This is a genomic window from Pedobacter immunditicola, assembly GCF_037482985.1.
Classification (GTDB): domain Bacteria; phylum Bacteroidota; class Bacteroidia; order Sphingobacteriales; family Sphingobacteriaceae; genus Pedobacter; species Pedobacter immunditicola.
The window spans coordinates 1-16,344 of record NZ_JBBHKC010000003.1 but is presented as its reverse complement, the minus strand read 5'-3'; the positions used below and the strand labels follow the sequence as shown (position 1 = coordinate 16,344).

Sequence of the window (16,344 nt, the reverse complement as noted above, 5' to 3'; positions counted from 1 at the left end):
AAGGAAAATTTTAAATTATATTTCTTATTGATTTCAAAAGCAAGATCAAAATCATTTATTGTGAACGATGATTGTACAATTTAACTCCTTAGCTAAAGTAATGATTTTCTCTATTGTGAATACTTAGCTCCCTGCCCCTAACTCCTTCTTCATCATGATATCTGTCTGTTCGTCATCACCCAACCAAAAAATGTGTTTATCAAATTCTTCAAAACCATTTTTTTTATAAAAGCTTATTGCTCTAGTATTTTCTTCCCATACACCCAACCAGACAAATTCGGCGTTTATCTGATCCGCAATTTCCATTGCTTTTTCATATAGAACCTGTCCAACTTTTTTACCAAGAAATTCCTGTAAAACGTAAATACGTTCGACTTCCAGCCCTTTATCCTCTTTTAATTCTGTTTGTGATTCTCCAAAGTTCAGTTTCAAATAACCAATTACATTTTCATCCAATAAAGCAAAATAAAATGCCGATTGCTCGTTATTTAATTCGGCGGTCAACTTCTCCAGCGAAAATGCCTCTTCTATATACTTAGCCATATTCACTTGACTGTTCCCCACAGAAAAGGCTTCCAAAAAAGTTTGCTTACTCACTTTTTGAAGTTGGTTAACATCCTTTAATGCTACTTTTTCAACAATTATATTTTCCATATTATATAGCCATTCGTTAAGAGATAGGTAAATCACGATCTGAAACGAGTTCCATGATACTTCTTTATTGCATTAAACAAATTTACTAAAAATCACCCAACCCCCTTCACCAGCCCCACCACCTTAAACCACTCCCCAAAAAATTCGTTTCCATGATCACCAACAGCACCTCCCCCATTACCCACTGCATTAAACACCCTTAACAGCTGACAAGGGTTCAATTTCGGCCTGTTCAAACTCACCATTTCGCCCAGACACTTTTCGCTATAATTCAAGGACACCGTAACCAGCATTAAACCCCGCACAGGAATGTTTTCATTTAAATCCCATTCAACCGCAGGCATAAGCTTGTTTGTAGCCGGAATACCTAATTCTTTCGTACAGCAATAGCTAAATCGTTGCAAAGTAAGATCTAGGGCAGACACTAAAACCTTCATTGTACAATGTGATGCATTAAAAGGGAAAGCCATTTTCTCCAATGGAACAAAAGCGGGCATAGTTAATTTCAAACCTGCCGGTGTTACTTCATTTTGAATTTCAACTTTGCAGTAATCACTAAAAAGCGAATGTTCGTTAAACTCAAAACCCTGCAATAAGCTGAGCTGTCCATCGTAGATATCGCGAAAACCAATGGGCAGTGCATCATTCGACCTGATTGTCTCTACCACTGTACGGTTTAAGCGGTTAATCATTGCTCCGTCGTAATAACTCCTGATTACCGGACTTAAAATCTCACGTATAATTCTTGCCCGGTTACTAGCCAGGGAAAACTCACCGTAATTTTGTAAGGATACCTCATGAACCTTTGTGTTGCCCTTGCCAGGCCGCGTCTGGAGGATGTTTTGTCCATTTGATACCCTGTAGGATACGTTGCCCACCGAGCCTCTCAGACCACCGTTTTTATCTATTCTTGCCATATGATAATTATTTACAAGCTAAATGTAAGTGGTAAATAATAAAGGCTTTACGCAAATGGCGCTTTATGCGGAATGAATGAAATATAGTTGAAAATAGCATGTACATCACATCTACCTATTCCTTGAAAAAGGTACATACAAGGTACATCCATGGTACATCCACCCTACATCCATCAGCAGTTCCCCGTAACGTTATTTACATCCCGACACCGTTGTGCTTAGTGAAATATCCGGATATATAAATGAGTTATGATGTGTTCTATGGCCGGTAAAGCATTCTTCCTGCAATCACTTCCTGCTCAACTTGAAGAAAAAAACAGCAAGTTAGTTTTCGTCAATTAAGGGCCTTTAGAAAGTTATGAACCTAGCTAAAGAATAAAGACCTGCACATCAATTCGATGATGTAGGAATGCTATTCGAAAAATAATCAGATTCGAAAGTTTAATAGAATTGCATCGCTACAGAAATGAAAGTGAAGAAGAGAGTCAAGCGCTGAGCTGGCCGACTCTCTTCATCCTTATTTATCAAAGAAAGGAGATTTATTATTTGATAGTGAATGTTTTATTTCCTGAAAACACAAGGGCTACTTTATCACTCACTGTAATTTTAGGCTCAAAAGTAGAGGAACTGTCCCTTATGTATGGGAATTTGGCTAATACTTTACCTTTAAAGTCTACATTATAAATATTGCCGTCCATACAAAGGGCGAGCAGCTGGTTTTTCCATAATTTCAGATCTGTTAAGCCGGCAGGCAGATTTAACGAATCGGTTACCTGTCCACCACCATCCACAAAAACGATGTTGCCAAGTTCGTTTGCTACTGCTATTTTTGCCGTTTGACCAGTCAGTGCAACAATTGAAGTAGGCTTGCCACCCACATTTAACCGCCATTGTTTAACCGGATTTTTATCAACCCCCTGAACATAAATAAATCCATCCCCCCTGCCAAATACGGCTTCTTTCAGTCCATCGTTATTTAAATCTGTTACTGCAACAGCATAATCCCAGGGCGAGGTTACCTTATGTGGCATCACTTTTCCATTTTGTATGATGGAATGGTAGTAGTACTCGGTACCTGCGGCAATATCATCCACCCCGTTACCATCCATATCACCGGCAGCACCAACGGTTGCCCCATGAAAAATAGTTTGCTTCCATAATTGTTCACCACCAACAGAAAAAGCATAATAATGCCATGAATCTGAACCTGCAATAATAGCCGGACCATTCAGCCGTCCAATATTAGCGGTAAACAGCGTAGTCACAGTGCCATTTCTCTTTTGGTAAACGGGGATCGTTTGTTCCCAAATAACTTCGGCAAGTTCATTCAAATAGTAAACTTTTCCATCGCCAGATCCTGCCGTTGCTACTGCCCAGCATAAACCTGATGGAGTTTTAACCGATGTAATGGCGCTAACTGCTCGTGGAAATTGATAACTGGCCACCAATTTCCCTTCCATATCTGTGATGCTCAATAAGCCATCTTTTGATCCAACAGCAAATCTGTCATCGCCAGAGGCTGTTACGGAGATTGGCGCTTTATAGTTATTGCTGCTTGCTATTTTAACTTCCTTAACAGGAAGATCAGCAAAAGGCTTTGGCTTTAATGTTTCGGCTTCAGAAATGGTTTTAGCTAAAAATTTATTGACCTCAACTTGATTAAAATCACCAGGCAGATCCAAGGCAATGTCTTTCTTTATAGCTGATTTCCAGTTAATGTTTCCAATTTTTATCCGCTTAGCGCCACGTGCAACTATTCCTTCAGGTCCCACAAAACAAGCATCAGCTTCAATGTCTATGTTTTCACCGGTATAATGATTGATTACAGCCAATCGGAATACACCTATGCTTTCCGCTAAAAATGCCGTTGGCGATAACTTTCTCACAACCGGAGCTTTTGGCGAGGATCCGGGAACAGCCTGCATAAAATTCACAAACAACTGTTTATCCCCTTTTTTATAATCGCCATTGATACGTTGAATGACGTACCTCGTGCTCCTGTCGGAGTATGAATAACCGCTTAGATTGCCATCCTTACGACCATGGCCAGCGTCCCACACTGATTTGGTGACCTGGGCAGCCCCATTTCCTTCCGTTATAAAGAAATGGTTTGCAACTTGCTTATCATCAGACTTCTTCTGTGTAAATTTCACCGATTGTCCTTGCGGGACCATCGTGCCAGTACTTCTCCAATTGGCTTCTGCAATATAGCGCCCATCTTGTAAGATATCCAATTCATCAATTACCCAAAAACCATTTTTAGCCGCATAATTAATATTTCGAGTCCAGTTAAGGCCGTTGTATTCTTCAAGCAATAGAGAGATTAATGAAGCTGTTCTTTCGGTTGTATTAACCGCAGCCAACACCTGAGAAAGTGACGATTTGCGACGTACCTTTAAACTCCTGCTCTGATCAGTTAACTTACCGTCTTTACTCACCACAATGGCGTTATGATCATTGGGGAACTTTTTAATATAATCACCCTCAAAAAGCCAAAGCCGGTCACCGGAAATATATTGACTAATTCCATTTGCATCAAAATGGCTATGATTATAGCCATCACCATTGATACCAGTAATTGACATAAAATCAGCATGTTTATCCCAGCCACTTCTAAATACAGCTTTGTCCAGCGTCGGTTTTTCATAAAGACCGGCTACACCATACTGTTCCAATTTAAATGGCACAACCGCCTGGTAATTCAGGCCGAATGTATGTTTTCCCGGAGGCATTACACTTACTTTCTCTGTTTTTCGATTAGCTATTAAATGCTGACTTCTACTTTCAATCAGGTCAATGATGTATTCGGATTCTTTATCACCCAAAATATTCAATGACTGTTTTAATATTGGATATGCACTGTTATGTCCGATTGGGTAGGCATCACCAAACCCGGCAGTATATCCTAAATGATTTAATTGAAATTTGGCAAAATTTAGGTAACTCACGAAATTTTGGTTATTAAAAAAGTTTAGGTCGTATTTACCGCTTGCCAGTGCATAATCGATAAATATTTGGTAAACTAAATACTGATAACCAGCCGCATCTTCCGGTGAAAATGGATTTGGGGCAACGCCGGCAAATGCATTATCGGCAACCGCTGTCCAGAATTTAGCGGGAGCATAATCATATCTGGAAAGTAAATACCGGGCTGATGAAGAAACGGATCGTGAAGCAAAACAGGCATGATTGGTTAAATAATCCTGCTTTGAAGCATGATATAGATCAAGTGGTATTTTCATTTCCCAATGAACCATCATTTCCTCTACAATCCTGCGAATAAACTCAGCTGATTTTAACCTGTCATTAGCCGTAAATGCTTTTGAATTTTCAATTGTATAAATGAATTGAGGATATAAGTAAAAGGTAAAACTTGGTGCTGTTTCTGTTCGTCCATTCAATGTTTTACCGAAATTCTGAAACATCAGGTTCTGCATTTCTGCAAATGTCTTTGCATAAACATCATTTCCTGTCATCTTGTACAAGTCTGCAGTCTGTTTCAACATTTCGCTGATCACGGTCTGCGTCAGCACATAACTTCCATTATTTTTATAATGCTGTTTCACTATATTTACCATATTGGTAAGCGCCGCCTTATCTACTGGCTTGTCCCAGCCTTTGCAAGCAACCAGATACGGAATTCGATCAGGAGTTTTGACCTTTGCTGTTAATACAGAAAGCCCCTCTTTTAAATCCTGATCGTTGTGTGCCCCAATATAGAGCACATCTCTTTTCCAATCCAAAGCATTTGGTATAGTCCTTAATTCGTAGCCAAGTGTATTATTACCCAATATTGAATTTGCATTCAACTGTCGCAGTGGCGTGTTGTCATTGACAGCACCATATAGAATTAAGTTCCCATTTGTCGTTTTGGCCATTTCCCAGTCTACAATCGGAAACTCCAATCCCCAGCTTCTTTTTAGTTCCTTTTGAATAGTTAAGGCCCTGTTTTTGTCATCGCGGTCTATTTTTACAATAACAGCATTTGCTGATTTCCCATTGCCCATTGAAATAAATTCTGCAGGAAAATATGCCTTAATTTCTGATGGGAAGGATTTGGTTGTAGTTTGTACCAGCCTTAACTGACTTTGCTGCTGAAGCGATTGAGCCGTCACCCTGGTGCATAGCAGTACGACCAGAATTATGCCCGGCAAAATTGTTTTCATAACTATTTAATATTAATGAGCATTAAAAATGAACTACACGATTTATTTAAACTATCGCTGCATTAAATGGTTACTCAACCTTGATGTCTAACTCCACAACTTTACGTTTGCTTCCATCAACATTGACATTTGAAGCAACAAAAGTTACTTTGTAAGTCCCCGGATTCTGGTAAACATATCCATAAAAATCTACTTGCGGATCTTGGTTACCTTTAATGGCTAGCGGCTTGTCACGTCCATTATCAAGTTCTTCAAAATTAAATGCTTTGCTTACAATCCAGGTTTCAGTACCAGGATTAGGGTCATTGATATCGATGTAAGAATATCCATCAAGTGTCAACCTGGTTTTAGACATCAATGACAGGTTGGGTAGTTCAGGATTCTTTTCTATCAGCCTGAATTCTGCGGTAACCATGTCACCTAACAGGTGAGTCCCGTAAACAGAATTACCTAACATGGTTACATTACTAATATACCATGGTCTAGGCTTTGCAGTGGCACTGATAGGATGAGTGATGTATTTGAAGGCCACGTACAATGGCTTTCCCGGCACAACGAAATCTGACATTTTCAAGTTCCCCGATGCCACGACCGTAGTCGTAGTACCTAATTTAAAACTACTCGTGATGTCGGTCCACTTTGCCGAAGAAACACTTTTAAAGTTGTTATAATCACCATTGAAGTCTGTTGAATAGAGTACAGAAAATTGATCGGTTTGAGCTGGGTTATTGGGTGGATTTGCTGTTGAGAAAGAGAAAATTGCATCGTTCAGATTTATTTTTCTTTCCTCCCTAAACGCATATTCCTTATAGAGTTCACCTGAATAGAAAGTAATAAGATCTGGATTTCCATCAATATTGAACTTTACAGTGTCTCCTACTTTGTAAGTGCCGGATTTAACGGTTACATCAAATTCTTCGAAACCAGGCGTCAAACCAATTTCTTTATTGCATGCGCAAAGTAATATTGCGGCATTTATTATCAGTATAAAACGTAATATTTTCATGTCATTTATTTAAAATTAACCAGTAAACGTAAATTATTACCAATTTGAATTCTGCACCAACTTCTTATTCAGGTTCATTTCTCTTGCAGGGATTGGCCATAAGTTGTGTTTCTCCGCTACGTTTTGAAAAGGCATCAGATAATACCTGTCAGATAAATTAGAGGCCATGATATGGTTGGCTACTTGTTTCATCTCAAAAACAAAAATACCCCAACGAATTAAATCGTTCTTTCTTAAAGTTTCAAAAGCAAGTTCCCTAAACCTTTCATCCTGAATGGCTTTACGAAAGTCATTCAACTGCGCTGTAGTAAGCGTAGCTAAATTGGTGGGGTATGTTCTTATGGTTGCATATACGCCACCTAAAGCAGGCGTGATGACCACCCTCGGCGTCCCTGTATAGCCTGATCCCATTTTAGCGCCAGTAACAGGATCACGAACCAGAAAAGGCAGGGCAATCCTGCCATCTGCAGCAACCGTAGTTATAATTGATGCATCGGTACCACCCGCAGGGGCAGCCAGCGTAATGGTGGGTGGGTTACCTGCAGTATAGGAGTTTGCTGTGCCAGTATTCCCAAAGACGAAACTTCTTATGCCGCCTTTAACCATGGCACGGTCCCTTACTTTTTCCACTGCAGCAATTGCTTCAGCACTTGGCATACCATCAGCAGTACCTTGATTGATTACTTCATAATCAGCCTCTGCGAACATTAACAATACATCAGAGAATCTAAGCAATGGAAAATTCTGAGATGTCTGGGTTCTGTGTTTAGGCGTTAAGGTTTCATATTCCCGTCTAAATTTTCCTGCATATCTTGTATATAAGTTTGCGGGCGTCGTTGAAGTAATGAAACTGTGGTCGTTGACTACATACTTAAAACTTGCAATTGTCCAATCTCTGCGCAAATCCGGACCACCACCGCCAGCTCCGGGAGCACCCGCACTTGGGTGTGTATAAATATTGTACAATTTGGCAGTAGCACCTACACCTCCGAAACTGTTGCCAATCACATCACTGGTGGATGCAGGACTGTTCAGGTAACCCACGCCACCTGTTTCAGCATAAGCACCCTGATTTCCATTACCACTAAACTCTATCTCCCAAATACTTTCATTTACATCGTATTTATTCTGGGCATAGTTAATAAAAACCTGGCTGAAACTTTTATTCAAAGAATGATTTGCTTCAGTATCATCAATCACTTTTTTAGCCCATTTACGTGCCTCGGCATACTTGGAAAGATTCCGAACGGGATAGCCAGCATTATGCAAACAAACCCTGGCTAAAATGCCACGAACAGCAGATTTACTGATTCTTCCTCCATTGTTTAAAGTTCTTATGCCGGGTACCCATTCCTCCGCTGCTTCCATATCTTTGATGATCTGATCATAAACTTCCTGAGCACTGGCCCTCGGTCTGTCAACGTCATTAACATCCGTTACCGGACTCAATATAAGTGGTACGCCGCCAAATGTCTGAACGAGCATGAAATAATAATAACCTCTTAGAAAAAGTGCCTCCCCACGTATGCTATTTCTTTTAGCTTCAGGGATCTCCGGGCTCGTGTCTACATTGGCCAATAAGGCATTTGCTCGGCCAATTCCACTGTAAAGCGTAGTCCAGAAATTACTTACACGCGCATTACCGGAACTAAAATTGTACAGTTGAGGGCCATCATCAGAAGTGGAACGGTAGTAATAACCTTCATCCGCTTCAAAACCGGTTATATAGAGCATTTGAAAACCATACAAGTTACCGCTTTGAAGTATATCATAAACACCTCTGATGTTTGCCTCCAGTTTTTCTTCAGTATTGTAATATTGTTCTTGATCTTTCAAAAAATCTAATGGTTCTTTATCCAGTACTTTTTTGCAAGAACTTAAACCGATCGCGATTAATATTAGTAGGGTAAAATATTTAAATCTCATAATATTTGTGTTAAGAATTAAAATGTAGCATTTAGACCGAATGTGATTGTACGTGCCTGAGGATATGGAGAATAATCATATCCGGGAGTTAAGACACTGTGGCGTACGGAAACTTCAGGATCCATGCCACTGTAATTTGTAAGTGTCAGCAAATTCTGAGCAGAAACTCTGAAACTTAAATTGGTTAAATACATCGGCGTGATCAGACGCTTAGGGATCGAATAATTTAAAGAAACCGTTTTAAGACGTAAGTAGGATGCGTCTTCTATCACCCTGTCTGAAAAATTACCGGCAGGGCCTTGTCCTCCTTGTTTAAAAAGTATATTCGAGCGATTTTCAGGAGTCCAGCGGTCTGCCGCGCTTGCATATTGATTCACATTGTAAATATTGATGGCGTTACCATCAAACATCATCCGATTGGCATTAAATACATCGTTTCCATATGACCATTGTAAGAACACATTCAAATAAAACCCTTTATAAGAAAAGTTATTCGAAAACCCACCGGTATGCAGGGGTTGCCCACGGCCAATAATCGTTCTGTCTTTACCATCTAATAGGCCATCTTCATTAATGTCTCTGTATTTGATATGTCCCGGCTGGATATTCGCCCTGTTTGCTCCATAATCAGGAAAAACACCTTTTAAACTATAGCCGCCAATTTCAGTAAAATCAAAGTCTTCGACCTGATAAATGCCGTCGAAAATATATCCGTAAAACATTCCCGCCGGGTAACCTACCCTTGCCAGGTATAAATCAGAAGTATTTTGTGCTACAGTCATTTGAGAGAACATGCTTGCCTGGTTCCGTGTCAGCGCCAGGATCTTGTTTTCGTTGAAACTGATGTTGAAATTTGAGCGCCAGGTAAAGTTCTTTGTACGGACATTAGTCGTGTTTAAAGTAAATTCTAAACCTTCATTCATTATGGAACCTATGTTTTTATAGGACCTGGTGTAACCAGTCTCTGATGGCATATCAGCAAACAATAACAGGTCCCTGGTCGTTTTCTTGTAGTAATCAAAAGTCAGGCTGATCCTGTTTTTGAACAAGCCTAAATCATAACCCACATTAAACTGTTTAGTGGTTTCCCATTTAAGTTCCTGGTTACCTAATTTTGAAATGGCAATACCTCCGGATGGTGCTAAGTCATTATCGAATGGATAGGTATTTGCAATGGAGTTTGTTAATACTGACAAGTATTCATACATACCGATCCTATTGTTTCCGGTTTCGCCATAACTGACGCGGAATTTTGCTTCAGATATTGGTTTAATCCAGCTCATAAAACCTTCCTTCTGCATATTCCAAGCAAAGGCTCCGGAAGGAAAGTAACCCCACCTGTTATTTGCATAGAACTTTGAAGATCCATCAGCACGAAATGTAGCAGTAAGCAGGTATTTAGATTTATAATTATAATTCAATCTGCCAAATAGGGAAGCTAACCCTGCCGAAGCTCCCGTAACCGGGCTGGTTGAGTAAACTTCTCCATAACCTAATCCATTTATACCCAAAGGCTCATATTGTTTTGGAATTTTCTGTGCAGCGAAACCATAGCTTTCAGCAAGATCTTCCTGAAAAGATAAACCTCCCATGATATCAACCTTATGATTTTTCATAATGGTTGTATTATAGGTCAGTGTATTTTCGTTTGACCAGATATTGGATTCTGTATAGGTAGAAGATCCGTTGATTTGTCTGGCCAATCCATTATTACGTGGACTACCCTGTGGCGTATTGCTGTTATAAAATCTACCTGCATCGACTTGGGTGTTACTAATAGCCCCGGTAGATCTCAGCTTTAAATTTTTGAAAATATCATATTCAACATACAAATTAGAGGAGAAGTTGGTTGTTTGTGACCGGGTAAAATCATTCTCACTCGTTACTTTTGGGTTAAACCTGAGATCTGAGGGATTTACATACTCTGCATCGTCATCCTGAACATCTTCTAAGTTCAATGCAGAATTACCTGATACAGGTCTGTAGGCCCATGCCTGATACAACAAGTAAGAGGTAAAAGTTCCGCCGGCACCTTGATTAACTGGCTGTCCGAAGCGAATATTTTCACTATAATTTGCCGTAATACCAGCTTTTAATTTTTTACTTATTGTTTGATCAATAGTTATTCTGCCTTGAGTTCTCTTCGATCCTGTATTCAATATAATTCCTTGCTGGTCAAACAGGGAGCCGGATAAAGAATATTTCGTCAGGGAATTACCTCCGCGAATTGAAATATTATGATTTTGCATGGGTGATTGCTTAAAGATCAAATCCTGCCAGTCTGTTCCTTTGACATTTCTGTAATCTTCCAGCGTTCTTCCATCTGCATTATAAAACTCCCCAATTGAACTTGTTGAATCTATATCTCTCGGCGTATAAATTTTCATTGTATTTGTTGGGTGGACTTCCATCTGAAGATTAACAAATTCCCATGGTGTCATCATTTCCATGGTCTTCTGAACCTGCTGAAAGCCCAAAGAAGTATTTACTGCGATAACAGGTTTTCCAATCTTTCCTTTTTTCGTCTGAATGATGATAACCCCGTTTGCACCCCTGGACCCATAAATAGCAGTTGCGGAAGCATCTTTTAAGATATTGATTGATTCAATTTCCTCCGGGTTAATGGCTGCATTATCTGGATCTTCAATTGGAAAGCCATCTATTACATAAAGTGGGGATGTACTTTGTGTTAAAGAATTTGCACCGCGAACTACAATTTCCATTCTACCACCTGGCTGCCCATCTGATGAAGAAACTTGTACACCAGCAACCCGTCCGGCTAGTGCCTCATCAAAAGAAGCTACCGGAGCTTCCAATAAATCTTTCATATCCACCTGGGCAACTGAACCTGTTAAGTCAGGTTTTTTGACAGCTCCATATCCTACTACCACCACATTCTCCAACGAAGTAGCTTCCGTTTCCAGACTAATATTAACTACTTTTTGATTAGTAATTACCCGTTCCTGGGTTTTCATGCCAATATAACTGAACACCAGGGTAGATCCGGTTTTAGGAATAGTGATGGAATAACTTCCATCCTGAGATGTGGTTCTTCTGATCGTTGTTCCCTTAACCTGGATGGTAACTCCAGGAATCCCAATTCCATCAGAACTGGTTACTTTCCCTGAAATGGCTATCTCCTGAACTGGTATGATTACTGAACTACGATTTTCTTTGAAATGACCTTCTGCCTTAAAGCTCATCATCAAAACCAGCACAAAGCCCAAGCTTATGCAGGTGATGGAACTGAAGGGTATAATTTCTTGTTTTATACGCATCATTGCTATATTATTTTAATAATTGTCATTGTTTAAATTGTCATTCACCATGCTATTGGCAATTTTTAAAAAGCTGCATTTATGCCGAACACCATGGTTCGTGCTTGCGGGAAAACAGCGTAATCAAACCCTGGGCTAAGCGCAGAATGGCGGGCCGATGATTCGGGATCAATTCCAGTATAATTAGTGAAGGTTAAAAGATTCTGTCCTGCAACATAGAGCCTTAGATTACTTATTTTAAGGTTCTTGAGTAAATTTTTAGGTAAATTATAACCTAATGCCACCGTTTTCACGCGCAGATAAGAACCATCTTCCAATACCCTGTCAGACTGAAACCCTGCTGGGCCCTGGCCACCTACCCTATACAGTTCATTGGAACGATTTTCAATTGTCCATCGATTTGCATACGCAGCCAATTGATTGAAATCTGGCGTATTAAGGGGATTACCTTCAAACATCATTCTGTTGCCATTGTAGACATCATTTCCATAAGACCATTGTAGAAAAATGTTCAGATCAAAATTTTTATAGGTGAAATTATTAGACAATCCACCAGTATGAAGGGGCAAACTCCTGCCGATCATACTCATGTCCTGCTCATTGATCGTTTGATCACCGTTCAGGTCACGGTATCTGATATCGCCGGGCTGTATCACATTTCTCGGGTTACCGTTATCGGCAATACTGTTTTTTAAGATGTACTGCCCCGGTGCCGGAATATCGAAATCCTCTACCTGGTATATACCATTGAATGAATAACCATAGAACATCCCCATCGCATGACCAACACTGGAAACATAAAGTGGTGAGGAACCAGGATCTGCATTCATTCTTAAAAACACACTTTTCGCCCCGTTCGCTAAGTCTAAAACCTTATTTTGGTTAAAGTTGATATTGAAATCAGTTGACCATTTAAATGAATCGGTTTTTACATTTACTGTGCTTAGACTAACTTCAAGTCCGGAATTCCTAACCGAGCTGATATTGGTATAGCTGTTTGCAAAACCCGTTGTTTTCTTATAATAATCAAGTATTAGCTGGATACGATCCTTAAATAGTCCCAAATCATAGCCAATATTCAGCTCCCTTGTACTCTCCCATCTCAAATTGGGGTTATAAAAATCAGAAATTGTCCCCGCTGCAAATGCATTCCCGTCGAGAGATACAAATGCATTAGCAAAATTTATATTTTGCCCGAGGGCATCTATCCTGTTGTTTCCTGAAATCCCATAACTTCCCCTAAGTTTAGAAGTTGTTAAAGCTTCGGAATCCTTCAGGAAATCTTCTGCCTTCATGTTCCAGGCCAAACCAGCAGATGGCGAGAATCCCCAACTGATACTTTCCTTATTATAGATAGAGGAATCGTCTGCTCGAAAAGTTGCTGAAAAAATGTACTTAGAATCAAAACTATAAAGTGCGCGGGAATAGAGCGAAGCAAATGCGTGCTTCAATCCTCCTGATCTGCCACCATCTATAACTGGCACCCCTTCATCTAATCCATAGATACCCAATTCTTCCATTGGGATGAAATTTGACCTGAATCCATAATGCTCATTGTTGCCTTTCTCATATGAAAAGCCACCCAAGAGGGTTAGCCTATGTTTATTATTGAAAACATTACTATAAGTAAGGGTATTTTCTGTGATTAAGTTTTTACTTCCAAAATAAAGGAAAGATCCATTTGCTCCTTTATCTATTGCAGTGCCTCCTGGAGTAAGTGAATTAAAAAATTGATTTAATCGATTCCTGACGTTCAGGAAAGTAAAAGTTGACTTAAATTTCAACTTTTCGGTAACATCATAATCAACATATGCATTCATGTAAAAATTCGATTCATTATTGCTTTTGTACGCATTTGTTGTTGATGTTAAAGGATTAATCCTTATATCACCATTAGCCGTATAATTTGGGTCAATTTCAAAATCTTCTAAATTTATATTCGGATTACCTGAAGTTGGACGGTATCCCATAGCCTGAAATAATGCATAAGTTGAAAAATCCTGTCCCTCACCAATTCCTTTTGCATGCCCGTTGAGGGGAGTCTTACTAAAATTGACTGTTGCACCAATCTCCATTTTTTCACTTACACTCTGGTCTACTGATGCCCTTCCCTGGTAACGGATCGCATTGCTATTTCTGATAATCCCTTGTTGATCGGAAATCGAACCCGATATCGCATATTTGGTTTTACTATCTCCTCCTCTGACTGCAATGTTATGAATCTGTATTGGCGCATTCCGGAAAATCAAATCCTGCCAATTTGTGCCGTTGCGGTTTTTATAATCGTTAAGATGTCTTCCGTTCGCATTGTATTCTACATCAAGCGGATCCAGATCTGCCGGTGTGTATCTTCCTTTAGCTTCCGTTTCATTAAGTTCCAGTTGATATTTCACAAAATCAAACGGAGACATCATATCAAATTTTTTAGTTGCCTCTTGGAATCCAAATGAACTATTTAACGAAATAACAGGACGGCCGATTTTATTTCTCTTGGTACGAATAATAATGACACCATTTGCACCTCTTGATCCATATATTGCCGTAGCCCCCATATCCTTTAACACATTTATGGACTCAATTTCATCGGGATTAAGCCAGCCCAGATCTGTGCTTTCCATAGGACTGCCGTCAATCACATAAAGTGGACTGGCACTTTTTGTAATAGAATTTACGCCACGTATAACGATATTTGCAACATTGCCAGGTTGCCCGGTGGAAGAACTAACCTGCACTCCCGCTGCCCTGCCTGCGAATGCCTGATCAATAGAAACGACCGGAGCTTTGATCATATCCTCGATCACTGTCTCCCTGTAAGACCCGGTTAACTCAGTTTTATAATTACTCCCATAGCCAATATCAACCAATTTATTTTGTTCGTTTTCACTTGACCTAAGTGTAACATTGAGGGTAGTTTTTGCCCCTATTACAAGTGATCTGGTTCCATAAAGTGGATGGGAAATTTGAAGGTAATCAGTACTTCTGGCTCGTAAACCGTACTTACCCGTGGAATTTGTAGTGACAATGGCTTTAGTCCTTCTAAGCTTTATGGTCACCTCCGGAATCGGCTTTCCAGTTATGCCATCGGTTACAGTTCCTATAACATTTTTAGTTTGTTGTGCCAACAAGGTCGCCGGAAAAGAAAAACCGGAAATAACTAGTAATGAAAACACAAAAAAACTTAGTTCAATTTTAGTTAAGTTTTTAATCATAAAGTTTAGTTTGGTTAGTTTGAATATCATCTGCAAGGCATTAACCATTGCAGTTGCGTAGCTACAGTGCCAGGTAATAAAAAGGACTGATTTGTTAAAGATTAAGTAGAGTTTATTAGGTTTAGTTTGACTAGTCGGACTCATTACCTCATTATTAAAGTGTACGTACCCGTAATTAATTTCGTTGCCTTACCATATTGATATATGATGAATATATAAAGTGAAATCTCACTAATCTTTGGTTTTGGTCAATTAATAACAATCATCCGCCTAATCACTGACACCACCGTTTACGTACCCGAATATAGGAACTGATTTCTATTAAGCAAATTAAATTAGTAAATAAATTAAATTTAGTAATTCTTCCTAAACATGAAAACCTTGAAATTAACCAGCAACTACTCTAATTAACCAAAGGTTATTTAAATGGCTAGTTATCACGTTTCGCATAACACCATCAATTTTCATCATGATATCTTTCTGTTCATCATCATACCTATCCAACTTATTTACCATGAAATTCCTTTAAAATGTAAATACATCCAATTTTCAAGCGCTTTATCATTTATTAATTTTGTTTGTGATTCTAGTAAGTTCAAAAACCAGAAAATACATTAAAATTAAAAGAGGCCATTCATTTTTTGAAGTGAACCCCAAAAGTTGGACAAAAACTTTTGGGGTTCACTAGTTATGTCAAACACACATTTGAGGAGAAACTCGATATAGTTTCTCAAGTAAGAAAGGGGATGCCGATTCTGCGCATATCCCGCGAACGCCATATCCGCGAAGGCATGATATTGGAATGGGTTCGGAAATATGATCTTTATGGTGAAAGTGCGCTGCTCAAACAGCCTAATATCAGACCCACGCCTGATTTCAAGGAAAAAGTTGTAAGGCTCGTTATAGAAAAAGGGTACCTTTAACCCAGGTTGTTCTGGAATATAAAGTAAGCAAGACTGCTTTTGAAAGCTGGGTAAGCTCAGTACGAGTTGAGGGATATGCAGTACTATACCAACAAAAGAACCGTGGACGACCACCAAAAGGCATGAGACGATCCAAGATGGCTCGTTCTGTATTTTATTATCATCGCCAGCGCCCGAATGCTGATAAATATAGGCATGAAAAAGAAGAGATTGTACGCATTTATTACTTGCATAAAGGAAGGTATGGCTATCGGTGGGTAACTGC

8 protein-coding genes are annotated in these 16,344 nt (G+C 39.4%); 1 reads left to right on the top strand and 7 read right to left on the bottom strand.

The features are described 5' to 3' along the window. Positions 1-123: 123 nt before the first annotated feature. The 7 genes from WG905_RS05025 to WG905_RS04995 form a co-directional block, all read right to left on the bottom strand. The gene (locus WG905_RS05025; RefSeq protein WP_339590614.1) at positions 124-654 is read right to left on the bottom strand and encodes a GNAT family N-acetyltransferase; all 531 of its coding nucleotides are present in this window, start codon (positions 652-654) and stop codon (positions 124-126) included. Between the two features lie 92 nt (positions 655-746). Continuing rightward, positions 747-1,571, bottom strand: a complete 825-nt coding sequence (locus WG905_RS05020; protein WP_339590613.1) for a hypothetical protein — start codon at positions 1,569-1,571, stop codon at positions 747-749. A gap of 542 nt (positions 1,572-2,113) precedes the next feature. Next, entirely contained in the window at positions 2,114-5,737 is a 3,624-nt protein-coding gene (locus WG905_RS05015; RefSeq protein ID WP_339590612.1) for a hypothetical protein, read from the bottom strand. A gap of 70 nt (positions 5,738-5,807) precedes the next feature. Beyond that, entirely contained in the window at positions 5,808-6,743 is a 936-nt protein-coding gene (locus tag WG905_RS05010) for a DUF5017 domain-containing protein (protein ID WP_339590611.1), read from the bottom strand. 36 nt (positions 6,744-6,779) lie between these two features. Further along, entirely contained in the window at positions 6,780-8,669 is a 1,890-nt protein-coding gene (locus WG905_RS05005) for a RagB/SusD family nutrient uptake outer membrane protein (protein WP_339590610.1), read from the bottom strand. Positions 8,670-8,686: 17 nt separating this feature from the next. Then, positions 8,687-11,950: a SusC/RagA family TonB-linked outer membrane protein gene (locus WG905_RS05000; RefSeq protein ID WP_339590609.1), complete on the bottom strand. Its 3,264-nt coding sequence runs from the start codon at positions 11,948-11,950 to the stop codon at positions 8,687-8,689. Between the two features lie 62 nt (positions 11,951-12,012). Further along, positions 12,013-15,156, bottom strand: a complete 3,144-nt coding sequence (locus WG905_RS04995) for a SusC/RagA family TonB-linked outer membrane protein (RefSeq protein WP_339590608.1) — start codon at positions 15,154-15,156, stop codon at positions 12,013-12,015. A gap of 674 nt (positions 15,157-15,830) precedes the next feature. On the opposite strand from WG905_RS04995, the gene WG905_RS04990 reads away from it, so the two are divergent. Then, a complete protein-coding gene (locus WG905_RS04990; RefSeq protein WP_339590607.1) occupies positions 15,831-16,079 on the top strand; it encodes a helix-turn-helix domain-containing protein in 249 nt (82 codons plus the stop codon). Positions 16,080-16,344: the final 265 nt, after the last annotated feature.